Genomic DNA, 26662 nt, shown 5'->3' on the forward strand with positions numbered 1-26662 from the left:
GGGGCCTCCGGGTTTGTCGGGTCACCCGAGCGGGACCTCCAACTGCCGGGCCAGGTCCGCGACCAGGGCGTCCAGCCAGCCCCGGACGGTGCCCGGGTCGAACAGGTCGGTGTCGTACTCGACCTGCCCGAGGTAGCCGTCGGCGTCCGGGGTGAGCGAGAACGCGCAGTCGGCGCGGGCGGAGTGGCCGGGGATGTCCTCGATCTCGGCGGTCAGGCCGGGGAGGTCGAGGCCGATCGGCGGGGTGCTCTGGACGGCGAGCACGACCTGCGGGTAGCCGACGGGCATGGGGACGCCGCGCTCCCGCAGCGGTTCGACCAGCAGGCCGAACGGCATCAGGGAGTGGTCGAGGGCGGAGGCGATCGCCTCGGCGGCGTGGTCCACCAGGGCCCCGAAGCCGCTCTCGCTCCGGGTGGGCACCAGGATCGGCATGCTGCTGGTGAGCAGGCCGACCACCCGTTCGTCGGCCGGCCGCCTGCGGTTGGCGTTGGAGAGCAGGATCAGCGTCTCCGACGCGCCGCTGAGCGAGCCGAGCAGCCGGGCGAAGGCGGCGACGACGACGGCCGAGGCGGTGGTGGAACGGGCGGCGGCGTAGCGCCCGACCGCCTCGGCCACCGCCGCCGGGACCCGGAACTCGGCCGTCTCGCCGAGCCCGGAGCGCTGCTCGGGACGCGGCCGGTCGGTGGGCAGGTCCGCCGCGAGCGAGGCGCCGCCGAGGACCTCGGCCCAGTGGTCGGCGGCCGCCGCCATGGAGGCCCGGTTGACCACCGTCCGCTCCCAGCAGGCGTGGTCGGTCATCCGGCCGGCCTCCCCGGGCAGCGGCCCGCCCGTACGGTAGAGCGCGCTCAGGTCGGCCAGCACGGTGGCCAGCGACCAGCCGTCCACCGCGATGTGGTGGATGGTCAGCAGCAGCACCCACTCCTCCGCCGCCGGGCGCAGCAGCCGGGCGCGCAGCAGCGGGGGCGCGGTCAGGTCGAACGGGCGGGCGACCTCGGCCTCCAGGGCTGCGGCGAGGGCCGCGTCCCGTTCGGCGGGCGCGAGCCCGCGCAGGTCGTCGACCGGGACGTCCAGCGGGGTGTTCGGGAGCACCTGCTGGAGCCCCCCGAGCTCGGTCTCCAGGAACCGGGTCCGCAGGCTCTCGTGCCGCTCGGTCACCGCCGTCAGCGCGGCGGCCAGCCGCTCGGGCTCCAGCGGCCCGCGCAGGGTGATCCGGTGGGTGATGTTCCACACCGCCGGATCGGCCGCCGCGCGGTGGGCCTTGCGCAGCCGCCACTGGGTCACCCCGGCGGGGGCGGCGGACAGCGCCGCCCCGTCGCCGGTGAGGGTGGTCAGCAGCCGGTCGCGGTGGGCCCGGACGAGGCCGGTGACCTCCTCGTCCATCGCCCCCGCGGGGGCCAGGTAGCCGAGCTTCTCACCGGTGGTGCGCAGCACGATCTCGCGCTCGTCGAGCAGCTTGAGGAGCCGCGCCCACCCTTCTTCCGTCTCCTCCGTCGTGCTCACAGGGTGCCCTCCTCGAAGGCCGGGGCCGGGGCCTGCTCGGCGGCGGGCTGGTGGGCGGCCATCGCGCGGATGGTCGGGCGGCGGAAGAAGTCCAGCACGCCGATCCGCACGCCGGTCTCCTCGCGGACCCGGTTCAGCAGCCGGGTGGCGGCCAGGGAGTGCCCGCCGAGGTCGAAGAAGGAGGTCTCCACCCCGGCGGGGCGGCCGAGCTCCTCCTCCCAGAGCTGTTGCAGGGTGCGCTCCAGCCCGGTGGCCGGGGCGGCCTGCGGCTCGTCCGCGCCGAGCGGGCGCGGCTCGGGCAGGGCGGCGGTGTCCAGCTTGCCGTGCGGGGTGAACGGCAGGGTGTCGACGGTGGCCCAGAGGCTCGGGACCATGTAGTCGGGCAGCAGGTCGGCCAGGCGGTCGGCGATCCCGGGCAGGTCGGCGGCCGCGCATCCGACGTACCCGGCGAGCACGGTGCCCGCCGGGGTGCGGCGTGCCGTCACGGCGGCGGCGTGCACGCCGGGCAGGCCCAGCAGCACGGTCTCGATCTCGCCCGGCTCGACCCGGTAGCCGCGCACCTTGACCTGGCGGTCGGCCCGGCCGAGGTACTCCAGGCGGCCGTCCGGGCGCCAGCGGCCGAGGTCGCCGGTGCGGTAGCTCCGGCCGTCGGGGGTGTCGGTGAAGACGGCGGCGCTCTCCTCGTCGCGGCCGATGTAGCCGATGCCGACCTGGACGCCGAGGGCGTGGATCTCGCCGACCGCGCCGGGCGGCACCCGGCGTCCGGAGGCGTCGAGCAGCACGATCCGGCTGCCCGGGGTCGGGCGGCCGATCGACGCGTACTCCGGGCCGTCCGGTTCGATCTCACCGGCCGTCAGCGCGTGGGTCTCGGTCGGGCCGTAGTGGTTGACCAGCCGGCAGCCGGGGTTGCGGCCGAGGAAGGCCCGCAGCCCGGGGGTGAGCAGCACCTGCTCGCCGCCCGAGATCAGCTCCCGCAGGTGCGGCACCGGCTCCTCGCCGAGCGCGTCGGCCAGTGCGGCCAGCGGGGTGTAGGGCAGGTGGACCCGTTCGGCCCGGGTGGCCCGGACGACGGCGGCCAGCGCCGTCACGTCGTAGCGGGTCTCCTCCTCGATCAGCAGCAGGGTGCCGCCGCCGGCCAGCGTGGTGAGGATCTCCTGGACGCTGACGTCGAACCCGCAGGAGGCGTACTGGAGGGTGCGGGCCGCGGGGTGGTCGGCGACGTTCCAGGCCACGAAGTGGGCCAGGGCCAGCGAGTGCATCAGCACGCCCTTGGGGCGGCCGGTGGACCCGGAGGTGTACAGCAGGTACGCGGGCGCCTGCGCCGAGGGGGCGGGCAGCGGGGGCAGCGCGGCGGGGTCGGCGTCGGCCGGGGCGGTGCCGGTGAGCACCGTCGGTACGGTCAGGCCGAGCTCCTTCGGGGCGTCGTCCGTGATGGTGAGCAGGACGACCGGCGCGCTGTCCTGGACGATCAGCCGGCAGCGCTCGGGGCCCTGGAGGACGTCGACCGGGACGTGGACGGCGCCGAGGCGCAGGATGGCGAGCAGCCCGGCCACCAGGTCCAGCGAGCGGGGGAGCAGCACGCCCACCCGGCTGCCCTCGCGGACGCCGGCCGCGAGCAGCCGGCCGGCCAGGTCCTCGGAGCGGGCCAGCAGCGTCCGGTAGTCCGTCTCGCTGCCGTCGGCGGCGACCACCGCGGTCTGTTCGGGCCGCTCGGCCGCGGTCGCGGCGATGGTGGCCAGCGGGTGCTCGGGGTCCTGGGCGGCGGCCGGTCCACACTCCAGGGCGGTGTCGGCGGGCGCCACGGCCAGTTCGGCGAGCGGCCGCTCCGGGTCGGCGACGGCGGCCGTGAGCAGCCGCTCGAAGGCGCCGAGCAGCCGGTCGACGGTGGCCCGGTCGAACAGGGTGTCGGCGTACTCCACGTGGCAGCGGATGCCATCGGGCAGGCTGGTCAGGAAGAGCGTCAGGTCGAAGGCGGCGCGGTCGGCGACGTGGTCCAGCGGTCGGGCCGTCACCCCGGGCAGGTCCAGCTCGAAGACCATGTGGTTCTCGAACTCGACCATGACCTGGAACAGCGGGTTGCGGCTGGTGTCGCGCTGCGGGTTCAGCTCCTGCACCAGCACCTCGAAGGGCAGCTGCTGGTGCTCGTAGGCGTCCAGCGCGGTGGAGCGGACCCGGCCCAGCGCCTCGGCGAAGGCCGGCTCGCCGGACAGGTCCAGGCGCAGCGCCAGCGTGTTGACGAAGAACCCGACCAGGTCCTCGGTGCCCTCGGCCCGGTTGGCCACCGGGGTGCCCAGCACGATCTCGTCCTGGCCGGCGTAGCGCTGCAGGACGCCGGCGAAGCCGGTCAGCAGCACCATGAACAGGGTCGAGCGCTTGGACCGGGCCAACTCCCGCAGGCCGTCGGAGAGTTCGGCGGGCAGGTGGTGGACGAAGGAGCGGCCGCGACCGTCCGGCACCGCGGGGCGCGGCCGGTCGGTGGGCAGGGCCAGCACCGGCAGGTCGCCGCCGCCGAACACCTTGCGCCAGTGGGCCAGGCTCTCGTCGTACTCGCCCTCGGCGACCCGGGCCCGCTCCCGGGCGGCCTCGGCCGCCGGGCCGGTGGTCAGCACCGGCAGGTGGGCGGCCCGGCCCTCCTGGGCGGCCAGGTACAGCTCGCCCAGCTCGCGGGTGATCACCACGGTGGACAGGGTGTCGATCACGATGTGGTGCATCGACAGGACCAGCACGTGCCGCTCGGCCGCCTGCTCCAGCAGCAGGGCCCGGAACAGCGGGCCCTCGGCCAGGTCGAAGCGGTGCGCGCCCTCGGCGGCGACCAGGTCGGCGACGGCGTCCTCGGCGGCCGGGTCGGCCGTGATCCGCTGAAGGACCGGGCCGGCGGGCGGCGCCAGTACCTGCTGGAACGGTTCGCCGTCCTGCTCCCGGAAGACGGTGCGCAGCGCCACGTGGCGTTCGACCAGCCGGCGCAGCGCGGTGTCCAGAGCCTGCGGGTCGAGCGGGCCGTCCAGGGCGATCGCCTTGACCTCGTTGTACTGGCCGCCGTCGGGCAGCATCCGGTGCAGGAACCACATCCGCTGCTGGGCGTACGACAGTTGGGCGCCGCGCAGGGTGTCCCGGCGCAGGACGTCGAGCTGCGGCAGCCCGGTCGCCACCAGTTCGGGGGAGAGGCCGAAGTCCACGAAGGCGGCGATCTCGTCGGCGCCGGCCGCCCGCAGCTCGGACAGCACCCCCTGGACGCTCTCCGGCGTGCCGATCAGCGCGCGGGAGGCGCAGTACCGCTCGTACGCGCGCTCCAGCACGTACTCCAGGTCCTCCTCGCGGGCGTTCGCGAAGTCCAGGGTCAGGCCCAGGCTGTTGGCCATCTGCCCGAACAGCGAGAGCGAGGAGCGCAGGTAGTGGCAGAACGGCCGGTAGGCCTGCTCGCGGGCGGTGGCCAGGTCGGTGCCCAGGTAGGTGTGCACCAGCACGACCACCCGGCCGGCCTCGGGGTCGAGGCCGTGCTCGGCCCGGGCGCGCCGGTAGACCGCGATGTTCTCGGCCAGCTGGGCGACGTCCTGGGTCATCAGGTTGGTGATGACGCCGAGGTCGTGCCGGGCCGCCTCGCGGAAGCTGTCCGGGTTGCCGACGATCGCGGTGAACATCGGCGGCAGGTCCTGCAGCGGGCGCGGGTGGAGGGTCACCTCGATCGGCTCACCGTTGCCGTTGCGGCCCTGGTAGGGCTCGCCGCGCCACAGCGACCGGATGGTGTCGATCTGCCGGTGCATCAGCTCCTTGTGGCTGCCGTAGCGCTCGGGGAAGAACAGGAAGTCGTTGGGGTGCCAGCCGCTCGCGCACCCCAGGCCGACCCGGCCGCCGGACAGGTTGTCGACCACCGACCACTCCTCGGCCACCCGCACCGGGTGGTGCAGCGGCAGCACGGCGCAGCCCGCGTTCAGCCGGATCCGGCTGGTCTCCCGGGCCAGGGCGGCGGCCAGCACCGAGGGGTTGGGGAAGATGCCGCCGAAGGAGTGGAAGTGGCGCTCCGGCAGCCAGACGGAGTGGAAGTCGTGCCGGTCGGCGAAGCGGGCGCTCTCCAGGACGATGCGGTACTTCTCGTCGTCCGGGGAGTCCAGCGGGTAGTCGCCGAAGAAGTAGAGGCTGAAGTCCACCGGCCGCTGCGGGTCGCTGACCGGCTCGTACGGGAGGGCCGGGGCGGGGGCGCCGCCCACGGTCTCGGCGGGCACGGTCGCGGCGGGCACCGGGAGTTCGGCGGCCGGCCGCGGGGCCGGCAGGCGGACGCCGGGCGAGGCCGGGAAGAAGCCGCCGCGCCGCAGGTCGCGCAGCGACTCGCGGACCGCGTCGGCCACGAACTCCAGGTCGCCGTCGGTGTGGGCGGTGGAGAGGAAGAAGTTGCGCCACTCCCACACGTAGACCCCGCGGGTCAGCAGGTGCGGGAAGAGCAGCTCCATGTCGGCCCGGGGCTCGAACCGGAAGAGCGAGCCGAAGTGGGCCAGCCGCAGCGGGAACTCCTCCTCCTCGAAGAAGGTGTTCAGGGTGGTGGCCAGCTCGTCGGTGCGGGCGTTCAGCCGCTCCTGGAGGCCGGGGCCGGCCGCCTTGAGGTGGCGCAGCACCGCGCCCGCGGCGGTCATCGCCAGCGGGTGCTGGATGTAGGTGCCGCCGAAGAAGGTGGTGTCCTTGGGCGGGTAGCTGTCGTCCCCGTAGTCCCAGTGGCCGCCGTCGATCCCGTCCATGATGTCGGCCCGTCCGGCGATCGCGCCGATCGGGTAGCCGCCGCCCAGCACCTTGCCGTAGGTGGACATGTCCGGGGTGACGCCCCAGAAGCCCTCGGCGCCGCGCAGGTGGGGGCGGAAGCCGGTGAGCATCTGGTCGAAGACCAGCACGATGCCGAGCCGGGTGGTCAGTTCGCGCAGCGAGCGGACGAAGTCGACGGGCTGGCGGCCGGGGTGGCGGCTCTGCACCGGCTCGACCAGGACGGCGGCGATCCGGTCGCCGTGCTCCTCGATGACCTTGAGGCTCTCCGGGTCGCCGTACCGCAGCACCAGCAGGTCGGCGACCGCGCTGCCCGGGATGCCGATGGACACCGGGACGGTCTCCCGGTCGGCACCGCGGCCCAGCGTCCGGCCCAGGGTCTGGTCGGAGTGGCCGTGGTAGGAGCCCTCGAACATGACGATCTTGTCCCGGCCGGTGTGCGCACGGGCCAGCCGGATCGCCCCGGCGTTCGCCTCGGTGCCGGAGTTGGCGAAGGCGACCCGCTCGGTGCCGGTCAGCTCGGCCAGCAGCTCGGCGGCCTCGCCGGTCTCCGGGCCGCGCGGGCCCAGCCGCAGGCCCGAGGACAGGTGCTCGCGGACGGCCTCGGAGACGAACTCCGGGTCGTGGCCGAAGAGCAGGACGCCGAAGCCCATGGTGATGTCGACGTACGGGTTGCCGTCGACGTCCTCCAGCCGGGAGCCCCGGGCCCGGCGGGCGGCCAGCGGGTAGAGCATCTCCTTGGTGCCGGAGCGGAAGCCGACCACGGCGCGGCTGTCCGCCAGGATGCGGCGGTGGCGGCGGGTGATCGCCTTGGAGGCGGTGGTGCGGGCGGTGAAGCGGGCGACCAGCTCGTCCACGTGGGCGCGCTGCTGGTCGGTCAGGCCGCCGGCGGCCATGCCGGACTCGCGGGAGACCGTCACCCGGGGGCCGTGCACCTGCGGGGCGGCCGGGGCCGGGCTCTCGGTGGCGGGTGCCTCGGCGGCGGGGGCGGGGGCGGGAGCGACGGCGGGCGTCGGGAGTGGCGCGGCGGCCGGTACGGCGGCCGGGGGCAGGGCCGCGGGCACGGGCGCCGGGGGGAGTGCGGGCGCGCCGCCGGCCAGCAGGCCGAGCTGGTCGCGCATCAGGTCGGAGAACTGGCCGAGCAGCGCGAGCTGGCGCTCGATCAGGCCGGTGCCGTCGGTGACCGGGGGCAGCGCGGCGGGGGCCGCCGGGGCGGCGGGCATGGGTGCGGGCGCGGCGGGTACGGGCTGCGGAGCCGGGGCCTGGACGAGCGGCGCCTGGGTGGCCGGTGCTTGTACAACCGGGGCCTGAACGGCCGGGGCCGGGGCGGCCTGGACGACCGGGGCGGGAGCCGCCACCGGCGCTGCCACCGGCTCGGGCACCGCCACGGGCTCCGGCTCGGCGGCCGGCAGCAGCGTGGCCAGTACGGCCGGCTCCAGCCGGGAGGCGATCAGCCCGGCCAGCCGGGCCGGGGTGTCGGCGTCCTCGAACAGCTCGCGCATCGACACCCGGACCCGGAACGCGCGCTCCAGGTCCCGGATCATGTTGATCATCGACAGCGAGTCGGCGCCCAGGTCGAAGAAGGGCTCGTCCACGCCGACCGAGTCCTCGTCGTAGCCGAGCTGGCGGGCCGTCTGCTCGACGACCTCCCGCAGCACGGCCTGCCCGGCCAGCTCCTCGGGGCTCGGGGTCGGTGCGGCGGCCGGTTCAGCGGCCGGAGCGGTCTGCTGGGGTGGGTCCTGGCGCATGGCGGGGTCCTCGGTGGTCGGCCGGTCGGGGGCGGTGAACCAGTGGCGGCGGCGTTGGAAGACGGTGGTCGGCAGCGGGACGCGGCGGGCCGGTCCGTCCGGCCAGTCCCGGGCGGCGGCGAAGCCGGCCCAGTCGAGCGGGACGCCGTACGACCAGAGCGCGGCCGCGGCGGTGTCGAACTGCTGCTCCGGGGAGGCGCCGCGCCGGCCGCCGGCGACGAAGTGGCGCTCCGGCAGCTCCCGGCGGCCCATGCCGGTCAGCGTCGGGTGCGGGCCGATCTCCAGGAAGAGCTCGTGGCCCTGCCCGTCCAGTGCGGCGAGGACCTGGTCGAACCTGGCGGTCTCCCGGGTCTGCCGGAGGAAGTACTCGGGCGTCGGGACGGTCCCGGGGGCCAGCACCTCGCCGCCGAGGTTGCTGACCAGCGGGACGGCCAGCGGCCGCAGGCGCAGCCGGGCCAGCTGGTCGCGGAAGGGGTCGAGCATCGGGTCGAGCAGGCGGGAGTGGAACGCCCGGTCGCTGGCCAGCCGTTCGGTGGTCACCCCGTCGGCGGCCAGCACGGCCTCGGCGGCGGCGATCTCGCGGGGCGGGCCGGCCAGCACGCACTGGCCCCGGCCGTTGACCACGGCCAGGTCCACGCCGGGCAGCCAGTCGCCGAGCGCGGCCAGCCGGTCCAGGCCGGCCGAGACCACCGTCATGGCGCCCGGTTCGGTCAGCCGGTGCATCAGCCGGCCGCGCAGCGCCGTCAGGAACATCCCGTCGGCCAGGTCGAGCGCGCCGGCCGCGTGGAAGGCCGCGTACTCCCCGGCGCTGTGCCCGGCGACGGCGGCGGGACGGAGCCCGAGCTCCTGCCAGAGCCGCAGGTAGGCCGCCTGGAGGGCGAACAGCGCGGGCTGCGCCGCCTCGGTGGTCCAGCCGTCCTCGGTGCCCTGCGGCGCGGGGTCGAGCAGCAGCGGCAGCAGCGGCTCGCCCCAGTTCTCGCGGTGCAGCCGGTCGCACTCGTCCAGGACGGCCCGGAACACCGGGAAGGCCCGGTACAGCTCGGCGGCCATGCCCCGGTACTGGGCGCCCTGGCCGGTGAAGAGCAGCACCGGCAGGACCTCGCCGCGCCCCACCTCGCGGTGGGCCGCGCCGGCGGTGGTCCGGCCCGCCAGGAAGGCATCCAGGCCCTTGCGCAGGGTGGCCGGGTCGGGGCCGGTGACGGCCAGCCGGTGGCGCAGCGCGCGCCGGCCGGCGCCGAGGGTGAGCGGCAGGTCGCCGGGCGCGAGGGCGGGTTCGGCGTCCAGCCGGTCGCGGAGCAGGCCGGCCAGTTCGGTCAGCCCCTGGGCGGTGCGGGCGGACAGCGGCAGGACGGTCGGCGCCGGTCGCGGTTCGACGGCCGGGGCCGCGGGCGCCTGCTCCAGCACCAGGTGGGCGTTGGTGCCGCCGACGCCCAGCGCGCTGACCCCGGCCCGGCGCGGGGTGGGGCCGTCCGGCCAGTCCCGGCGCTCGGCGGCGAGCCGGAACGGGCTGTCGGCCAGTTCCAGCGCGGGGTTGGGGCTGGTGAAGTTCACCAGCGGGGGGATGGTGCCGTGCCGCAGCACCAGCAGCGCCTTGATCAGGCCCGCCATCCCGGCGCAGGTGTCCAGGTGGCCGATGTTGGGCTTGACCGAGCCGAGCGAGCAGAACCCGGCGGCCTCGGTGCGGGCGCGGAACGCCTGGGCCAGTGCCCGGAACTCGATCGGGTCGCCGAGCGGGGTGCCGGTGCCGTGGGCCTCGATGTAGCCGATGCTGTCGGCCGGCACGCCCGCCACGTCCAGGGCCCGGCCGACCACGGCCGCCTGCCCGTCGACGCTGGGCGCGGTGTAGCCGACCTTCCGGCCGCCGTCGTTGTTGACGGCGGAGCCGAGGATCACCCCGTGCACGGTGTCGCCGTCGGCCAGCGCCCGGTCGAGGCGCTTGAGCAGCACGGCGGCGACGCCGTTGCCGCCGACGGTGCCGCCCGCGTCGGCGTCGAAGGCCCGGCAGGCACCGTCGGGGGAGAGGATCGACCCCTCCTCGTAGCGGTAGCCGGCGGCCTGCGGGATGTGCAGGGCGGCGGCCCCGGCCAGGGCCAGTTCGCAGTCACCGGAGAGCAGCGACTGGACGGCCAGGTGCACCGCGACCAGCGAGGTGGAGCAGGCCGTCTGCACGCCGATCGCCGGGCCGGTGAGGCCCAGCCGGTAGGCGACCCGGGTGGCGGCGAAGTCGGCCTGGTTGCCGATCGCGGTCTGCAGGGCGGCGACCGGCTCGGACGGGTCGGCGGTGGTGGCCAGGGTGTGCTGGTAGTAGGTGCGCAGCGCGTACAGGGTCATTCCGGTGCCGGCGAAGACCCCGACCCGGCGCTCCGGGTCCGGCGCGTCGTAGCCGCCGTCCTCCAGGGCCTGCCGGCAGATCTCCAGCAGCAGGCGCTGCTGCGGGTCCATCAGGGCCGCTTCGGCGCCGCTGATGCCGAAGGCCTCGGCGTCGAACTCGTCGGTGCCGGTGAGCGCGCCGGTGACCGGGACGAAGTCGGGGTGGCGGTACTCCTCCGGGCGCAGTCCGGCCGCCGCCAGCTCCTCCTCGGTGAACCGGGTGGTGCTCCGGACGCCCTCGACGATGTTCCGCCAGTACTGCTCGGGGGTGTCGGCGCCCGGCAGGCGCAGCGCCAGGCCGACGATCGCCACCCGGCGGTCGTCGCCCGGCCCGGCGACGGGGGCGGCGGCCGCGGCGGTGGGCGCGGCCGGCTCGGCGGCCAGGTGGGCGATCAGGGCGTCCACGGTGGGGTGGCGGAACAGCTCGGTGGGTGCCGGGGGCGTGGGCAGCGCGGCGCTGAGCGCGCCGTGCACCCGCATCAACTGGAGGGATCCGATGCCGAGTTCGGCGAGCGGGCGGCCCGGGTCCAGCGGGGTGTCGAGGACGGATTCGAAGGCGTCCAGGACCAGCCGGCGCAGCCCGGATGGGGCGGTGTGCCCGGGGCCGGGTGCCGTGGCGGGCCGGGCGGCCGGCTCGGCGGTGACCGGCGTCGGCGCTGCGGCGGCCACCGGGCGGGGCGCGGTGGCGAGCAGGCGGCGCCGGGCGGCGGGGGAGCTCGGGTCCGGACCGGCGTACCGGTGGCCCGGGGCGCCCGCCAGCAGCAGGGCGGCCAGCCGGCGGCCGTGTGCGGCGCTCAGCACGGCGATGCCCCGGCCGGCGGCGGCCTGCTCGTTCTCGGTGTCGCGGTTCATGCCGACCCCGCTCCACAGGCCCCAGGAGATCGTCCAGGCCGGGGTGCCGGTCTCCCGGCGCAGCCGCTCGACGGTGCTCTCCAGGTAGCGGTTGGCGGCGGCGTACCCGGTGGAGCCGACCGCCTCCTGGAGGCCGATCATCGAGGAGAAGGCGACGAACTGGGCGCCGGGGCGCTGCCGGACCAGCTCGATGAGGTGGTCGGTGCCCTCGGCCTTGGTCCGGACGGCCTCGCGCCAGTCCTCGGTACCGGTGTCGGCGAGGAGCGTGAGCCGGTAGCCGCCGGCCAGGTGGAGCACGCCGTCCAGCGGTGCCTGCCATTCCCGCTCGGCCTCGGCGAGCACCTCCGCCAGTTGTTGACGGTTCGTCACGTCGGCCTGGCGGTAGGTGACCTGACCACCCTGGGCGGCCAGTCGGCGCAGCGCGGCCCGGCGCTCGGCCGCTTCGGCGGTCGGGGCGTCCAGGTCGCTGCGGCCGACGATCAGCAGTCGGGAGCCGTACTCGCGCAGCAGTCCGGGCAGCAGCTCGGCGGCGATTCCGCCGAGGCCGCCGGTGACGAGGTAGCGGGCGCCGGGGGTGAGCAGTGAGCAGCCTTCCCCGGCCGGTTCGGGGGCGGCCTCGGCCGGTGCCAGCCGGGGGACCCAGGGGCGGCCGGAGCGCCAGGCGGACTCGGGCTCGGGGCGGGGGTCGGCGAGCAGGGCGAGCAGCGCGGCGGCCTGCTCCGCGACCGGCGCCCCGCCCGGCAGGTCGAGGTGCCGGGCGGCGGGCACCAGCTGCTCGGCCCGTGCGCCGGCGGTCAGTGCGGCGGTCAACGCCGCCCGGGGGCTGGGGAGTTCACCGGGGAGCACGGCGTGCAGCCCGGCGCTGACGGAGACCAGCCCGCGGACCGGGGCCCGCGTCGGCAGCGCCCGCAGCAGGGCGAGCAGCGCCTCGTCCGGCGCCTGGTCGGAGGTGTCGGCCGTCGCGCTCCACAGGTAGACCAGCCGGTCGGCTGGCCGGTCGCCGAGGGCCCGCAGCCAGTCCTCGGGGTCGGCGGTCGGCGGGCGGTCCACCACCAGGGCGTTCGGCAGGGCGGCGGCCAGGGCCTCGGTGAGGGTGCCGGGGCCGGACGGGCCGAGCAGCAGGATCGTTTCCTCGGCCAACGAGGCCGCCGAAGAGGCCTGGTCCGCCGCCACCGGGCGGGCCTCCCAGCCGAGCTGCCGCACGCAGTCCGGCAGCGTCCGGGAGTTGGCCTCCGCCAGGTCCAGCGCGACGATGTGGTCGTCGAGTTCGCCGTCCAGCAGCCTCCCGCGCAGCGCGGTGCGCTGGATCTTGCCGCTGGTGGTGCGCGGGAATTCGGCCGCCGGGACGGGCAGCACCAGGGCGGGGGCCGGCTGCCGGCGGGCCGCCAGCAGCTGCCGCACCTCGGCGGCGACCGGCGCCGAGGGCGCGTCCGGGGCGCTCTGGACGTAGGCGATCACCAGCTGCTCGGTGCCGGTGCGTTCGTCCGGCACCCCGAAGGCCGCGACGTGCCCGGAGCGCACCCCCGCCACGGAGGCCACCACGTCCTCCAGCTCGTGGCAGAAGTAGTGCACGCCGTTGACGATGATGATCTCCTTGCGACGGCCGGTGAGCACCACCTCGCCGTCGACCAGGAAGGCCAGGTCCCCGGTGTCGAACCAGTCGTCGCCGACGAAGGCCTCCTGGTTGGCCGGCGGGTTGTTCAGGTACCCCGGCGTCACCCGGCCGGAGTGGACCTGGAGCCGGCCGACGCGGAGCTCGGGCAGCGCCCGTCCGGCGTCGTCGGCCACCCGCATCCGGGTGCCGGGCGCGGGCCGGCCCATGCTGAGGAAGGCGGTGCCGCGCTCCGCGGAGGCCGGGTCCGCGGGCTCCAGCCGGCCGGTCAGCGAGTCGGTGCGCACCAGGCGGCGGGCGCCGTCCTCGTCGTAGCGCTTGTAGGTGATCGCCGTGCAGGTCTCGGCCATGCCCCAGGCCAGCAGCACGTGGCCGGGGCGGATGCCGAACGGGGCGGTGGCGGCCAGGAACTCGTCGATCACCGCCTCGGTGCACTGCTCCCCGGCGTTGATCAGCGACTTGACCGAGGACAGGTCCCAGCGGCGGTCCGGCCCGGCGGCCCGGACGGCCTCGGCGACCAGCCGGAAGCCGAAGTTGGGCGACCAGGAGTGCGCCGCCCGGTAGCGCTCCAGCGCGTCCAGCCAGACCAGCGGGTCGGCGAGCACGAGTTCGGTGGGGATCTGCACCTGGTCGGCGGCCAGTACCACGTCGCGCAGGTGGAACATCAGCAGTCCGGCGACGTGGTCCAGGGGCAGCCAGTTGACCGTGCCGTCGCCCGGCTCGGTGCCCTGGGCGACGGCCCCCGCCACGTACTCCAGGATGCCGCGGTGGGTGATCTGCACCGCCTTGGAGCGTCCGGTGCTGCCGGAGGAGAGCTGGAGCATCGCGACGTCGGCGGGGACGGGGGCGTGCTCGGGGGCGGGGCCGTCCGGCAGCCCGCCCTCGGCGGGCCGGTCGACCGCGATCACCCGCAGGCCGGGCGCCGGGTACAGCTCCCCGAGCCGCTCCAGGCCCGCCACCGCGGGCCCGCAGACGAGCACCGGCGGCTCCTCCAGGGTCTGCCAGGCGTGCCAGAGCTTCTCCAGCACGGGGTTGCGCTCGTGGTAGTCCGGCGGGCGGGCGACCGTCACCGGCTGCATCCCGCCCAGGAAGCAGGCCCACAGGGTGGGGAAGTAGTACTCGGGCTCCGGGACCTGGAGGATCACCCGGTCCCCGGCCCGTAGCCCGGCGGCGGCCAGCACGGCGAGGATCTCGCGGGAGCGGCCGAGGAGTTGACGGTACGTGATCCTGGTGGCCTCGCCGCCCGCCCGGATCAGGTGCAGTCCGCGGTCGGGGTGCAGCTCGGCGGCGCGCAGCAGTGCCTCGGGCAGTGTCCGGGGCGCGTCCGGCCCGGGGGCGGGCAGCGGGGCGCCGACGGCCTCCGTCCCGGGGTCCTCGGCGCCGGGGCGCTCGGAGTCGGCCTCCCCGGGGGCGGCCGTGGGCCGCGCCGGGGAGGCGCCGGCCGTCGCCGGGCCCTCCCCGAACGGGCGCCAGCGGTCGGTGAGTTCGCGCAGGTGGCGCAGGGCGGGGCCGGGGGCGGTGGGCGGCCGGGTGAGCGCCGCGGCCAGGGCGGCGGCGTCCGGTTCGCCCTCGGGGGTGCGGACGATGCCGTCCAGGAGGTGTACTTCGGCGCTCGGGTCGGCGTCCAGCAGCGCCGCGGCGGCCCGGCGGCGCAGGGCCTCGGGATCGCCGTCGACGGCGGGGACCAGGTAGGCCAGCAGGCCGGGGCGGCCGTTCTCGTGCTCGACGGGCAGCAGCGCGCAGTCGGCGATCTCGGGGCGTAGCAGCAGCCGGGCTTCCAGGGTGCGCAGCCGGCCGTGGTCGGGACCGGTGGGACTCATGATTTCGGCACCTTTCGGATCGGTGCCGGGGCGCGGGTGTGGGCCGCCCCGGGTCAGGGAGGGGGAGCGGAGGTGAGTGGCGCGTACGGCGCGGGGGCGCCGGGTGTGCGGAGGTGTGCGGGTACGCGGGTGCGCGGAGGTGTCCGCGGACGTGCGGTGGTGTGCGGTGGCGGGTGGAAGTGTGCCGTCTGCTCAGCGGCGGCGGGCGCGGGCGACCATCACCAGGAAGGCGAGCGCCAGCACGATCGGGACGGCGTGTGAGACGCCGACCACGGTGAGCGGGCTGAGCACCGCGAGCAGCGAGCCGCTCAGCAGCATCCCGGTGCCCATGCCGACGTTCTCGGCGGAGGTCAGGATGCCGAAGGCCTCGCCGCGCCGCTCGTCGGCGAGGGCCTGGATCCGGGTGGTGTAGGAGATCTCGGTGAAGCCGTCGCCGAGGCCGGCGCCGATCGCGACCAGCAGGAAGAGCGGGGTCGGCAGGTCGGTGAAGACCAGGATGAAGCAGGCGGACATCAGACAGGTGCCCAGCGCGAAGCCGCGCTCGCCGGGCTCGATGCCCCGGCGCAGCATGAACCGGGAGACCAGCTGCTGGGCGCCGAGGTTGCCGATCGCCCAGGTGGCCCAGAAGGTGCCGAGCAGGGCGGCCGGGTTGTCGGGCGACGACTGGTTGGCGAAGACCGGCAGGCTGATGTTGTGGGCGGAGGAGCCGAAGGCGTCCAGCAGCCGGATCCCCGCCATGGCGCCCACCACGGGGGCGGCCCGCAGGACGACCAGGGCCTGCCAGCGGGGGCGGCGCTTGCCGGTTGTCGGGGCGGGATCCTCCGGCGGGGTCGCGGGCTCCTCCGCCTTCGCGGCCCGGGTGGGCAGCGGCAGCCGGACCACCAGCGCCCCGAACAGGACGAAGCTGGTCGCGTCGATGAGCAGCGCGGCCCGGAAGCCGGCCCAGGCCACCACCACGCCCGCGGAGGCGAAGCCGAGCACCATCGCGGTGGAACGGCAGCTCGCCATCAGGCTGTTGGCGCGGGCGCGGCGTTCGGCGCCGACCATCTCGGGGATGCTGGTCCGCAGGGCGACGGCGGCCACGGCGGCGGCGCCGCCGAGGACCACGGCGAGCGGGTAGAGGACGGGGATGCGCAGCGAGGCCGGGACGAGGGCGACGACGACCAGCGCCAGCGCCTGGGCCAGGGCGCAGCCCGTCATCAGCCGCCGGCGGTCCAGCCGGGCCACCAGCCGTCCGGCGACCAGCCCGCCGGCGAGGCCGCCGGACAGTCGCAGGACGAGGTACCCGGCCGTGCCGAGCGCGTTCCCGGAGGCCTCGTAGGCGAACAGACTCAGCGCGACGAGGTCGAGCTGGCTGCCGTAGGTGTTCAGGGCATCGCCCGCGGCCAGCCGGTAGAAGGGCCGGGGCAGCTTGGTCGTGGCGAGTTGCGGTGCATCCAGTGCGGTGTCCGGCACGGTATTCCCCCCGGGGACGCCGTAGGGCGGCTCAGTGTGACATTGCACCGCAACCTAGAGGTGACCGGTCCGTAGATCAATACCGAGATCGTCTCCTGTCCGAAAGATCGTGAACTCGGCCGACTTACTGTCACCTTTTACGCCACGCTGGCCAGTTGTTGGCGTACGGACGGGAGTGCGCTCCGGGTGGGGGCGGGCGCGGGGTGGGATCAGCTGCGGCCGAACAGCCTGCCGAGCCAGCCCTTGCCCTTGCGGCCCTGCTCGGCGCAGTCGCACCGGGCGGACTTCGGCACCCCGGCCAGGACCTGCTCCACGTGCATTCCGCACCCGGCGAAGCCCGGCTTCCCGCAGGTGCGGCAGGCGACTCGTCGGCACATGTCGTGCTCCGTTCTCCGGGCTCCCAGGGGCGGAGCCATGCCGCCAATATACCCCACCCCGTATTCGTGATGTCGGATTCGTCCGGCCGCCGGGGTCGGAGCGGCGGCGGGGCGAAGCCGTGGCGCGGGGAGCGGAGGGGAGGGGGCCGTGGCGCGGAGAGCGGAGGGGAGGGGGCCGTCAGGCCGTCTCGGGGCGGGCCGGCGGGATCGCGTAGGTCAGCGTGGCGCTGGCCACCAGGACGTCGTCGGCGTCCAGCAGTTCGGCCAGCACCACGCACAGCCGGCGCCCGAACTTGGCCGTCCTGGCGTGCACGCGCAGCGCCCCGGGCCGCGGCCGGTTGAGGAAGCTGATCTGCAGCGAACTGGTCAGCGCCATCAGGGTGGGCCCGAGCCGGGCGTTGATCAGGAGGAACGCGGCCAGGTCGCACAGGCCGGCCTGCTCCGGGCCCGAGATGGTGCCGCCCGGGCGGGTGCGCAGCCGGTCGCCGTCCACGGCCATGGTGAGGGTCCGGCCGTCCACCCCGGTCACCCGGCAGGCGGCGTAGTCGGGGAACTGGCCGGTGATCAGGTCATTGAGCTGATCGGGGCCCAGGAGGACGTCGACGGTGGCGACCGCCGTGTTCGAGTCGGTGGTCATAGGGCTCAGCGTAACCGTCTGCCCGGTGGTGCGCCCGGGGCGGTCCAGGCCCGCTTCCGGCCAGCTTCGTTTGCCGTGGTCAACCGCCAAGATCCGTTGCGGCCATGATAATTGCGCATGTCCTGGCGGTGTCGTGGCGGCCGGAACCGGCCGCTCCGGTGCCGTCCGGTGGCCGAATCCGCTCGGCACGATTCGTAAGGGACCTTGTTCGGCCCAAAATGCAGCACCTACTCTCCGAGGAAGTTCAGCGGAGCCGATGCGGAACTCCGCCGGCCGCTGGGGGGCGGCGTCATTTTCCTTGTGGTCGTCAGGGGCCTCGGTGGAAAACGGGCCCCCACCCGTTCATGCCCGACCATGTCCTGCTTCAGAGTCCTGCTTCAGAGACGGGGTGTTGCGCCATGGGTATTTCCATTCTGGACGACGAGGCGGTGGTGGTCCGTACTCCCGACGAGTTCCTGGCGATGCCGGAGGAGTACCGGGAGATCGCCATCCGCGGCATGGTGGTCAACACCGAGGGGGAGCTCTCCGGCGGCGACGACTACGTGCAGGTCTTCCTGCCGCTGGCCCCCGACGCGGAGGAGCGGCAGGTCTGCGCCGAGCGCGCCGCCGAGGAGTACGACCACTACAAGATCGGCAAGCGGGTCCTCGCGGAGGTCGGCGTGGACACCACCTACATGGAGAAGCAGACCCTGGCCGATCGGAACCTGTTCCGCGCCCAGGAGTTCCACACCTGCACCACCTGGGCCGAGCGCGGGATCTTCTCCTACATCGGCGAGGAGACCGCGATGGTGATGATCTCCGAGTTCGCGCAGAGCAGCTACCGGCCCTGGGCCGACGCGGTGCGCACGATCATCCTCGACGAGAAGGTGCACATCGCCCACGGCGCCCGGGTGTGCCGCAACCTCGCCGCCACCGACGACGGCCGCGAGCAGCTCCAGCAGGCCCTGGACCGGCTGTGGCCGACGTTCATCCGGATCTTCGGCAGCCCGCGCTCCGAGCGCGCCAGGCTGGCCGTCCGCTTCGGCCTGCGGCAGACCACCAACGGCGAGGCCTGCGACCTGTGGCGGGAGAAGGTCACCCCGCGCATCAAGAACCTGGGTCTGCGCCTCCCGGAGTAGCGGGAACAGCAGCACGCCGATCCCGCCACTCCCGAGGAGCCCATCGCCATGGCAACACCCGTCACCATCGAACAACGCCCGCTGAGCCGACGCGAGGCCAAGGCGCGCACCGCCGAACTCATCGCCGACCGGCCCGACCTGGCCGAACGCCTGCACCGGCTGCGCCGGCTGGGGCGCGAGGTCCGCTCCTGCGAGGTCCACCTCACCAACACCTGCAACATCCGCTGCAAGGGCTGCTGGTACTTCGAGGGCGGCTTCGACACGGCCGTCAAGGAGCTGTCCGACCTGGACCGCATCCGGGCCTTCGCCCGCAAGCTGGCGGACGACGGCGTCAACCAGGCCACCCTGATCGGCGGCGAGCCCACCCTCGTCCCGCGCCGGGTCGAGGCCTTCGTCGAACAGCTGCCGTACATCACCATCTCCACCAACGGCCTGCGCCCGATGCCCAAGCAGGGCTTCGAGAAGATCGCCATCGCGGTCAGCATCTTCGGCGGCGGCCCGCTCGACGACGACCTGCGCGCGATCCGGGTCAACGGCTCCAAGTTCACCGGCCTGTTCGACACCGCGCTCAAGCACTACCGCGACGACCAGCGGGTGCTGTTCATCTACGCGCTCTCCGAGGCCGGGGTCGAGCACATCGAGCCCACCGTGCGGAAGATCGCCGAGAACGGCAACATCGTCACCTTCAACTTCTACAGCGAGCACGGCACCGAGACCCCGCTGAAGATCGCCAACGAGCAGCGGGTGCTGGACGAGGCGCAGCGGGTCAAGGACCTGTACCCGCAGGCGGTGGTGAGCCACCCGTACTTCATCCGGACCCTGGTCACCGGCCGGACGCACTGGGGCGGCCGGTTCGGCTACGACGTCTGCCCCAGCCTCAGCGTCGACGCCCCCGAGCACGAGGACCGCGTCGCCAACGGCAACCCGGTCATCCCCGGCTTCAACGTCTGGGGCGCCGACTACGAGTCGCTCCAGTTCTGCTGCACCTCCGGCGACTGCGGCGGCTGCCGGGACAGCCAGGCCGTCTACAGCTGGCTGGTGGTCAGCGCCAACCGCTTCCTGGACGACGCCGCCCGGCTGGAGCAGTGGCTGGACATCGCCGAGAGCTACTGGCAGCAGTGGCACTGGGCGCCGTACCACGCCAGCAAGGCCGGCCCGGCGCTCTGAGCCCGCGCCCCTGCCCGCCGCCCGTACGGCACCGCCCGTACGTCCCCCGCACCGCCACCGCCGCCCCGCGCGGACGAGGAGAGCCATGCCCGACACACTGGACCGCACCGCCATCGAGAACTTCGTCGTCGACGCCCTCGTCGACCTCGGCGTCGAACGCGAGGGCATCGTCGACGACGCCGCCCTTGACGAGCTGGAGATCGACTCGCTCGACATGGTCGAGCTCAGCCAGTCCATCCGCAAGCAGCTGGGCATCCCGGTGAAGCCCAAGGACTTCGACCAGCTGTACACCGTCGGCGAGGTGCTCGACCTGTGCCGCCGGAAGGCCGGGCTGGAGTGAGGCCCCGGGCCGTCGTCACGGGCCTGGGCGCGGTGACCCCGCTGGGCGTGGGCGCCGACGAGCTGCACCGGCGGGCGGTGGCCGGCGAGAGCGGGCTCGCCGACGGGCTCGGACTGTGCCGGGACTTCCGGCCCGCCGACCACCTGTCGCGCCAGCAGATCCGCCGCACCGACCGCTTCACCCAGCTCGCGCTCGTGGCCGCCGCCGAGGCCCTGGCCCAGGCGGGATGGACGGACGGCCCGCCGCCCTACCCCGCCGAGCGGGTCGCCTGCGTGGTGGGCTGCGCGCTCGGCGGGACGGCGAGCTTCGAGACCCAGGCCGAGGTGCTCCGGCAGCAGGGCGCGGAGTTCGTCTCCCCGCTCATGGTGCCCGCCATGATGGCCAACGCCGCGGCCTCGCAGATCGCCCAGCGCCACGGCCTGCGGGGCGAGGCGCTCTGCCTGGCCTCGGCGTGCAGCAGCGCCACCCAGGCGATCGGCACCGCCCTGCTGCTGCTCGCCGCCGGAGCCGCCGACGCCGTGGTGGTCGGCGGCGCCGAGGCCTCCACCTCCGAGCTGGTGCGGGCCGCCTTCCGCACCGCCGGGGCGCTCTCCGAGAGCGGCCGCTCGGTGCCCTTCGACCGCGACCGGGACGGCCTGCTGATCGGGGAGGGCGCCGGAATCCTGGTCTTGGAGACCGAGGCCGGCGCCGCCGCCCGCGGCGCCACCGTGCTCGGCGAGGTGCTCGGCTACGGCTCCACCTGCGACGCCCACCACCTGACCGCCCCGGGCCCGACCGGCGGGCCCGCGGCCCGCGCCGTCACCCTGGCGCTCGAAGCGGCCGGCGTCGCCCCCGGGCAGCTCGGCTACCTCAACGCCCACGGCACCGGGACCGTCCTCAACGACTCGTCCGAGTGCGAGGCGCTGCGCCTGGCGCTCGGACCGGCCCTGGACGCCGTCCCGCTCTCCTCCACCAAGTCCTGCACCGGCCACCTCTTCGGCGCGGCCGGCGCGGTGGAGGCCATCGCCACCCTGCAGGCGCTGCGCCACGCCACCGCCCCGCCCACCGTCGGGCTGCGCGAGCCCGACGAGAAGCTCGGCCCGCTCAACCTGATCCGCCACGCCACCCCGCTCGCCGCCCCCGCCCTGCCCGGCGGCCGGCGGGCCGGGCTCTCCACCTCCTTCGGGTTCGGCGGACACAACGCGGCCCTGGTGCTGGCGGCGGCCGACGCACCCGGTACGACCGGTACGACGAAAGGCCAGGAGTGATGCTCGGCTTCCACGGACGCCGCTATCTGATCACCGGGGTGCTCAACGAGGACTCCATCGCCTGGCACACCGCCAGGGCGCTCCAGGAAGCGGGCGCCGAGGTCCTGCTCACCGGCTTCGGCCGGGCCCGGCGGATCACCGAACTGGCCGCGGACGTCCTGCCCCGCCCCGTCGAGGTGCTGGAACTGGACGTCACCCGGCCCGAGGACTTCGCCGGGCTGGCCAAGGAGCTGGAGCAGCGCTGGGGCGGGGTCGACGGCGTGCTGCACGCCGTCGCCGCCGCCCAGCAGACGGCGCTGAGCGGCAACTTCCTCACCACCCCGCCGGAGGCCGCCGGCCTCGCGCTGCGCACCGCCGCCGTCTCCCTGCACTCGCTGGCCACCGCGCTCGCCCCGCTGCTCAGCGCGGACGGGCGGCGCGGCAGCGTCGTCGGACTGGACTTCGACGCCAGCGGCGCCTGGGCCGGCTACGACTGGATGGGCGTCAGCAAGGCGGCGCTCGGCGCGGTCTGCCGGTACCTGGCGATGTACCTCGGCCCTTCCGGTGTCCGGGTCAACCTGGTGGCGGCCGGCCCGGTGGAGACCGTCGCCGGGCAGGCGATCAGCACCTTCGACCGGATCGCCGACCGCTGGCAGGCCGAGGCCCCGCTCGGCTGGGACCGCACCGACCCCGCCGTGGTGGTCGGACCGGTGCTGTTCCTGCTCTCCGACCTCGCCGCCACCGTCAGCGGGGAGATCCTGCACGCCGACGGCGGGATGCACGCCGTCCGGATGGGCACCGGACCGGCCTTCGCGGAAGGAGGCGCGGCATGACGCCCGCCATCGTCGGGGTGGGCGCCGCCCTGCCCGAACGCGTCGTCCCCAACGCCTACTTCGAGCGGATCGGCGCCTCCCCGGAGTGGATCGTCAAACGGACCGGCATCGAGGAGCGCCGCTTCCTCCCGCCGGACGGCCGGCTCGCCGACCTCGTGGTGGCCGCCGCCGAACAGGCGCTGCGCAGCTCCGGGCGCACCGCGGCGAGCATCCGGCACGTCGTGGTCGCCACCATCACCCCCGACCGGGTCACCCCCGGGGTGTCGGTGGAGGTCGCCGCCCGGCTCGGCATGCCGCAGGCCACCGCCTTCGACCTGCACGCGGCCTGCGCCGGGTTCGTCTACGGCCTGGACCACGCCGCCGCGCTGATCGAGACCGGCCGGGCCGGGGCGGTGCTGGTCTGCGGCGCCGACGCGCTGACCCGGATCACCGACCACGAGGACCGCGGCACCGCGGTGCTGCTCGCCGACGGCGCCGGCGCCGCCGTGGTCGCCGACGTGCCCGGCGCCCCCGACCCGTGCTTCTCGCTCGGCAGCGACGGCGAGCAGATCCCGCTGCTCTACGCCGACCGGGACGACCGCAAGCTGCGGATGGACGGCCGGGAGGTGTTCGACCACGCGGTGGAGAAGATGTCGGAGGCCACCCGGGAGGTGCTCACCCGGCGCGGCCTGACCTGCGAGGACCTCGACCTGTTCGTCGCCCACCAGGCCAACGCCCGGATCGTGCGCGCGGTCGGCAAGGAGGTCGGACTGCCCCCGGAGCGGCTCTACCTGAACGTCCACCGGGTCGCCAACACCTCGGCGGCCTCGATCCCGCTGGGCCTGACCCACGCCCGCGAGGAGGGCCTGCTGGACGGCCCGAAGCTGCTCGGCCTGGCCGCGTTCGGCGCGGGCATCACCTGGGGCGCCGGGGTGATCGGCTGGCGGCCCGGCGCCGGCGGGGAGGCGGCGGAGTGAAGACCCCCCGGTTCCCCGTGATCGCCGAGATCGCCGCGCCGGACGGGGCCCGGATCACCGTCCGGGCGCTGGCCCGGCCGGAGCCGGCCGCCCCGGTGGTGGTCGTCCTGCCGGCGATGGGGACGGCCGCCCGGCACTACACCCCGCTGGTCCGCGCCCTGCACGCGGCCGGCCTCAGCGTGGCCACCTGCGACCTGCGCGGCCACGGCGAGAGCCGGCCGGTGCCCCGGCACGGGGTCGCCTTCGGCTTCCGCGAGCTGGTGGAACAGGACTTCGGGGCGGTGCTCGACGCGGTGGCCGGGGCCTTCCCGGGCGCGCCGCGCCTGCTGCTCGGGCACAGCCTGGGCGGGCAGCTGGGCCTGGTGCACTGCGGGGTGTTCCGGCCCCGGCTGGCCGGCGCGGTGCTGGTGGCCAGCGGATCGGCCTGGTACCGGACCTTCGGCGTACGGGCGGGCCTGCGGCGGCTGGCGCTGAGCCAGTTCTCGATCGTCGCCTCGGCCGTGGTCGGCCACTGGCCGGGCGAGCGGTTCGGCTTCGGCGGCCGGGAGTCGCCCCGGCTGATGCGGGACTGGGCGCGGCAGATGCGCACCGGCCGCTACCGGGTGCGCGGCGCGGTCACCGACTACGAACGGGCGCTGGCCCGGGTCGACCTGCCGGTGCTGGCGGTGGACGTGCAGGGCGACGAGCTCGCCCCGCCGCGGGCCGTCGACCACCTGTGCGCCAAGCTGCCCTCGGCCCGGGTGGAGCGCTGGAGCTACACCGCCGAGCAGGCGGACGGCCGGGCGCTGGACCACTTCCGCTGGATCCGGCACAACCGGGGCCTGGTGGAGCGGATCGCCCCGTGGATGCTCGCCGCCGCCGAGGCCGCGGGCGGTGCCACGCCCGCCGAAGCCGGGGCGGACACGGCTCCGCACGGCGGCGTCCGCCCGACCGTATAGGGACCAGACCGAGGAGTGCCCGCATGTCCGTCGTCCCCGCCCCGTCCGACCGCAGCGCCGACCTGCCGCCCGGCGCCCCCGGCCTTCCGCACGGCATCCCCGACCTGCTCACCGCGACCGCCGCGCGCTGCCCGGCCCACCCCGTCCTGCGGCTCGACGAGGAGGTGCTGAGCTTCGCCGACCTGGAGGCGCGCAGCGCCCGGGCCGCGCACTGGCTGGCCGCGCTCGGCGTCGCGCCCGGCGACCGGGTGGCTGTCCTGCTGCCCAACGTGCCGGAGTTCGCGGTGCTGTACTACGGCATCCTGCGCGCCGGGGCGGTGGTCGTCCCGATGAACCCGCTGCTGAAGGCCCGGGAGATCGAGCACTGCCTCGGCGACGCCCGGCCCGCCGTGCTGCTCGCCTGGCATACGGGCGACGAGGAGGCGGCCGAGGGCGCGCGGCGCACCGGCACCCGGCTGGTCGCCGTCGAGCCGGCCGCCCTGGCGGCGGCGCTCGCGGAGCAGCCGGCCCACCCGCCGACCGCCGCCGGGGGCCGCGGGGGAGAGGACACCGCGGTCATCCTCTACACCTCCGGCACCACCGGGGCGCCCAAGGGCGCCGAGCTGACCCACCGCAACATCGTGTGCAACGTGCGGGCCGGGGTCCAGGTGCTGGGCCTGGTCGAACGGGACGTGATCTTCGGCGGGCTGCCGCTGTTCCACTCCTTCGGCCAGGTGATCGGCCTCAACTGCGCGGTGGCCGTCGGGGCCTGCCTGACCCTGGTGCGGCGCTTCGACCCGCTGGCCGCCCTCGCGGTGATCCAGCGCGACCGGGTGAGCGTCTTCCTCGGCGTGCCGACCATGTACACCCTGATGCTGACCCACCCGCGACGCGCCGGGCACGACGTCTCCTCGCTGCGGGTGGGCCTGGGCGGCGGCGCGCCGATGCCGCCGGAGGTGCTGCGCGGCTTCGAGACCGACTTCGGCTGCGTGGTGCTGGAGGGCTACGGGCTGTCCGAGTCCTCGCCGCTGGCCTGTGCCAACCGCAGCGACCGGGAGCGGACCGCGGGCACCATCGGCATCCCGGTCGAGGGGGTGCGGATGCGGATCGTCGACGAGTCCGGCCGGGAGGTGCCGGACGGCACGGTCGGCGAGGTGGTGATCCGGGGCCACAACGTGATGAAGGGCTACTGGGGCCGCCCGGACACCACCGCGCGGACCGTCCGGGACGGCTGGCTGCACACCGGGGACCTCGGCACCCGCGACGAGCGGGGCGACTTCCGGATCGTCGACCGCCGCAAGGACGTCATCATCCGCGGCGGCTTCAACGTCTACCCGAGGGAGGTGGAGGACGTGCTGTACGAGCACCCGGCGGTGGCCGAGGCCACGGTGATCGGCGTCCCCCACCCCACCCACGGCCAGGAGGTGGCCGCCGCCGTGGTGCTGCGCGAGGGCGCCGCGGCGACCCCGGAGGAGATCCGCGGCTTCGTCCGGGAGCGGGTGGCCCCGTACAAGTACCCGCGGCTGGTGTGGACGGTCGACGCGCTGCCCAAGGGGCCGACCGGGAAGATCCTCAAGCGCGAGGTCGTGGTGCCGGCCGCCGAGCCGGGCCGGCCCGGGAGCTGAGCGGGCCCGGCTCGGCTGACCGGTCCTGCCTTGGCTGGTCGGTCCCGCCGGACCGAGCGGCCCCGGCGGGGTGGGCGGCCCGGTCGGGGCCGCCCACCGGGAGGTCAGACCACCCGGCGCATCCAGCCGTGGACGTCCTCGGCGCGCCCGTACTGGATGTCCAGCATGTGCTCGCGGATCGCGAGGGTCTGCTTGCCGGGCGTGCCGGTGCCGATGGTGAACGCGTAGCCCTCGCCCTTGGACTCGCCCTTGAAGCCGACGATCGGGGTGACCACCGCGGCCGTCCCGGCGGCGAACACCTCGGTGACCGTGCCGTCGGCGGCACCGGAGCGCAGCTCGGAGAGGGTGATCGGGCGCTCCACCGGGGTCAGCCCGAACTCGCCCGCCAGGGACAGGATCGAGTCCCTGGTCACCCCGTCGAGGATGTTGCCGAGGGCGGGGGTGACCAGCTCGCCGGCCGAGGTGACCAGGCACAGGTTCATCGTGCCGGACTCCTCCAGGTCCCCCTCGCCGCCGGTGTCGTCCAGGAACAGCACCTGGTCACAGCCGTTCTTCCGGGACTCGATCTGCGCGGCCAGGCTGGAGGCGTAGTTGCCGCCGCACTTGGCGGCGCCGGTGCCGCCCCGCCCGGCGCGGGTGTAGTTGCTGCTCACCCAGAGCGTGATGCCGGTGACCCCGCCCGCGAAGTACGGACCGGCCGGGCTGGCGATGACCGAGTAGGCGATCTGCTCGGCGGGCCGGACCCCTAGGAAGGCCTCCGAGGCGAACATGAACGGCCGCAGGTAGAGGCTCTTCTCGTCCGGGGAGCTGGGCACCCACGCCTCGTCGGCGCGGACCAGCTCCTCGACGCTGGTGAGGAAGTCCTCCTCCGGCAGCACCGGCAGGGCGAGCCGCTCGGCGGAGCGGGCGAAGCGGCGGGCGTTGAACTCCGGGCGGAACAGCCAGACGCTGCCGTCGGCGTGCCGGTAGGCCTTCAGCCCCTCGAAGATCTCCTGGGCGTAGTGCAGCACGGCGGCGCTCGGGTGCAGCGAGTACGGCGCCAGCGCGGTGACCTTGTGGTCGTGCCAGCCCTCGGCGGGCGTCCAGGTGGCCGAGGCCATGTGGTCGGTGAAGAACTTGCCGAAGCCCGGCGCGGCGAGGATTGTGCGTCGCTCCTCCTCGGAAACGGGACCGGTCGTCCGGGACAGAGGGAAAGCGCGACTCATCGTCAACTCCTCAACACCGCTGTGGATTCTGTGCGAACCGACGCCAACGACCGGCGTCATACCCGTCATGCTAACGGTCGTCAGCCGGACGTGATACGGCGCGGTCCGGTCGGGTCCGGAACCGTCGCCCTCTCCGGAGCCCGCGGCTCCGGAATTCC

Annotated in this window: 14 protein-coding genes; 8 read left to right on the forward strand and 6 right to left on the reverse strand. The window is 75.1% G+C overall.

Going from position 1 to position 26662, the window contains the following annotated elements; all coding sequences use genetic code 11:
• Positions 1 to 21 precede the first annotated feature (21 nt).
• The 5 genes from ACFVXH_RS30310 to ACFVXH_RS30330 all read right to left on the reverse strand — a co-directional run bounded on the left by ACFVXH_RS30310 (position 22) and on the right by ACFVXH_RS30330 (position 17117).
• Positions 22 to 1500 (reverse strand): condensation domain-containing protein, encoded by a 1479-nt coding sequence (locus ACFVXH_RS30310; protein WP_387828951.1) that lies wholly within the window; start codon positions 1498 to 1500, stop codon positions 22 to 24.
• Positions 1497 to 14648: a MupA/Atu3671 family FMN-dependent luciferase-like monooxygenase gene (locus ACFVXH_RS30315; protein WP_387828953.1), complete on the reverse strand. Its 13152-nt coding sequence runs from the start codon at positions 14646 to 14648 to the stop codon at positions 1497 to 1499. Before ACFVXH_RS30315 ends, ACFVXH_RS30310 begins: the two co-directional genes overlap by 4 nt.
• Positions 14649 to 14840: 192 nt before the next feature.
• Positions 14841 to 16103: an MFS transporter gene (locus ACFVXH_RS30320; protein WP_387828955.1), complete on the reverse strand. Its 1263-nt coding sequence runs from the start codon at positions 16101 to 16103 to the stop codon at positions 14841 to 14843.
• Between the two features lie 209 nt (positions 16104 to 16312).
• Entirely contained in the window at positions 16313 to 16480 is a 168-nt protein-coding gene (locus ACFVXH_RS30325; RefSeq protein WP_181970379.1) for a hypothetical protein, read from the reverse strand.
• 178 nt (positions 16481 to 16658) lie between these two features.
• Complete coding sequence (locus ACFVXH_RS30330; protein ID WP_117485585.1) at positions 16659 to 17117, reverse strand: PaaI family thioesterase; 459 nt, start codon at positions 17115 to 17117, stop codon at positions 16659 to 16661.
• A 398-nt stretch (positions 17118 to 17515) separates the two neighbouring features.
• On the opposite strand from ACFVXH_RS30330, the gene ACFVXH_RS30335 reads away from it, so the two are divergent.
• From ACFVXH_RS30335 to ACFVXH_RS30370, 8 genes are all read left to right on the forward strand, one after another.
• A complete protein-coding gene (locus ACFVXH_RS30335) occupies positions 17516 to 18235 on the forward strand; it encodes a Phenylacetic acid catabolic protein (RefSeq protein WP_181970378.1) in 720 nt (239 codons plus the stop codon).
• A 48-nt stretch (positions 18236 to 18283) separates the two neighbouring features.
• Positions 18284 to 19402, forward strand: a complete 1119-nt coding sequence (locus tag ACFVXH_RS30340) for a radical SAM protein (RefSeq protein WP_380742755.1) — start codon at positions 18284 to 18286, stop codon at positions 19400 to 19402.
• 85 nt (positions 19403 to 19487) lie between these two features.
• Entirely contained in the window at positions 19488 to 19742 is a 255-nt protein-coding gene (locus ACFVXH_RS30345) for an acyl carrier protein (RefSeq protein ID WP_049652425.1), read from the forward strand.
• Positions 19739 to 20989 carry a beta-ketoacyl-[acyl-carrier-protein] synthase family protein gene (locus tag ACFVXH_RS30350; protein WP_387828959.1) on the forward strand — a complete coding sequence of 417 codons (1251 nt, stop codon included), beginning with the start codon at positions 19739 to 19741 and terminating at the stop codon, positions 20987 to 20989. Before ACFVXH_RS30345 ends, ACFVXH_RS30350 begins: the two co-directional genes overlap by 4 nt.
• The gene (fabI, locus tag ACFVXH_RS30355) at positions 20989 to 21801 is read left to right on the forward strand and encodes an enoyl-ACP reductase FabI (RefSeq protein ID WP_387828961.1); all 813 of its coding nucleotides are present in this window, start codon (positions 20989 to 20991) and stop codon (positions 21799 to 21801) included. The genes ACFVXH_RS30350 and fabI overlap by 1 nt, the downstream gene beginning before the upstream one ends.
• The gene (locus tag ACFVXH_RS30360; RefSeq protein ID WP_117485579.1) at positions 21798 to 22757 is read left to right on the forward strand and encodes a 3-oxoacyl-ACP synthase III family protein; all 960 of its coding nucleotides are present in this window, start codon (positions 21798 to 21800) and stop codon (positions 22755 to 22757) included. Before fabI ends, ACFVXH_RS30360 begins: the two co-directional genes overlap by 4 nt.
• Positions 22754 to 23695 (forward strand): alpha/beta fold hydrolase, encoded by a 942-nt coding sequence (locus ACFVXH_RS30365; protein ID WP_387828963.1) that lies wholly within the window; start codon positions 22754 to 22756, stop codon positions 23693 to 23695. Before ACFVXH_RS30360 ends, ACFVXH_RS30365 begins: the two co-directional genes overlap by 4 nt.
• A gap of 23 nt (positions 23696 to 23718) precedes the next feature.
• Complete coding sequence (locus ACFVXH_RS30370) at positions 23719 to 25299, forward strand: long-chain fatty acid--CoA ligase (RefSeq protein WP_387828965.1); 1581 nt, start codon at positions 23719 to 23721, stop codon at positions 25297 to 25299.
• A 104-nt stretch (positions 25300 to 25403) separates the two neighbouring features.
• Here the strand turns inward: ACFVXH_RS30370 and ACFVXH_RS30375 are convergent, their stop codons facing one another.
• Positions 25404 to 26504: a branched-chain amino acid aminotransferase gene (locus ACFVXH_RS30375; RefSeq protein ID WP_049652417.1), complete on the reverse strand. Its 1101-nt coding sequence runs from the start codon at positions 26502 to 26504 to the stop codon at positions 25404 to 25406.
• Positions 26505 to 26662 lie beyond the last annotated feature (158 nt).

It is taken from the genome of Kitasatospora sp. NPDC058184 (assembly GCF_042883725.1).
Taxonomy (GTDB): domain Bacteria; phylum Actinomycetota; class Actinomycetes; order Streptomycetales; family Streptomycetaceae; genus Kitasatospora.

Excerpts from the sequence above, each read along its gene's own strand:
- ACFVXH_RS30315 (WP_387828953.1), bottom strand. The coding sequence starts at position 14,648 with ATGAGTCCCACCGGTCCCGACCACGGCCGGCTGCGCACCCTGGAAGCC.
- ACFVXH_RS30325 (WP_181970379.1), bottom strand. The coding sequence starts at position 16,480 with ATGTGCCGACGAGTCGCCTGCCGCACCTGCGGGAAGCCGGGCTTCGCC.
- ACFVXH_RS30330 (WP_117485585.1), bottom strand. The coding sequence starts at position 17,117 with ATGACCACCGACTCGAACACGGCGGTCGCCACCGTCGACGTCCTCCTG.
- ACFVXH_RS30335 (WP_181970378.1), top strand. The coding sequence starts at position 17,516 with ATGGGTATTTCCATTCTGGACGACGAGGCGGTGGTGGTCCGTACTCCC.
- ACFVXH_RS30340 (WP_380742755.1), top strand. The coding sequence starts at position 18,284 with ATGGCAACACCCGTCACCATCGAACAACGCCCGCTGAGCCGACGCGAG.
- ACFVXH_RS30345 (WP_049652425.1), top strand. The coding sequence starts at position 19,488 with ATGCCCGACACACTGGACCGCACCGCCATCGAGAACTTCGTCGTCGAC.
- fabI (WP_387828961.1), top strand. The coding sequence starts at position 20,989 with ATGCTCGGCTTCCACGGACGCCGCTATCTGATCACCGGGGTGCTCAAC.
- ACFVXH_RS30360 (WP_117485579.1), top strand. The coding sequence starts at position 21,798 with ATGACGCCCGCCATCGTCGGGGTGGGCGCCGCCCTGCCCGAACGCGTC.
- ACFVXH_RS30370 (WP_387828965.1), top strand. The coding sequence starts at position 23,719 with ATGTCCGTCGTCCCCGCCCCGTCCGACCGCAGCGCCGACCTGCCGCCC.
- ACFVXH_RS30375 (WP_049652417.1), bottom strand. The coding sequence starts at position 26,504 with ATGAGTCGCGCTTTCCCTCTGTCCCGGACGACCGGTCCCGTTTCCGAG.